The organism is Mesorhizobium sp. M1E.F.Ca.ET.041.01.1.1 (genome assembly GCF_003997355.1).
GTDB lineage: Bacteria > Pseudomonadota > Alphaproteobacteria > Rhizobiales > Rhizobiaceae > Mesorhizobium.
The window spans coordinates 1-428 of record NZ_RZSL01001267.1 but is presented as its reverse complement, the minus strand read 5'-3'; the positions used below and the strand labels follow the sequence as shown (position 1 = coordinate 428).

The window sequence follows — 428 nt, the reverse complement described above, 5'->3', positions numbered from 1 at the left end:
ACACGAAAGGCTGGTCGATCGTACCCAAACGCGGCTCGCGCTTTCTCTTCATCAAGCCGCTCGAACGCGACGCCTGGACGAACGTCAACGTCATCACCGACCGGCGCGTCTATTCGCTGTTGCTCAAAGCCACCGACAGCGACCGCGATCGTGCATCCTTCCAGGTCCGGTTCAAGTATGCGGATGAGGATCAAAACGCGCGACTGCTTTCTGAGGCCCAGAAAGGTGCAGCCGATCCCGATCTCAAGAACCTCAACTATGCCGATCTCAACTACAATTACGTCTATGCCGGCGACGATGGCCTGAAGCCGCGCGTCGCCTTCGACGACGGCACCAAGATGTTCCTCGAGTTCACGGGCGACATCCCGGCCATCTTCGTCGTCGACGAAAAAGGCCAGGAATCGCTGGTCAACCAGCGGACCCAGGGA

At 58.9% G+C, this 428-nt stretch carries 1 protein-coding gene; it reads left to right on the top strand.

The genetic code is table 11. The annotated features are described in order from the left end of the window. Positions 1-428, top strand: a 428-nt coding sequence (locus EOA38_RS38725; protein ID WP_189435286.1) for a TrbG/VirB9 family P-type conjugative transfer protein, incomplete at both ends; no start/stop codon positions are given.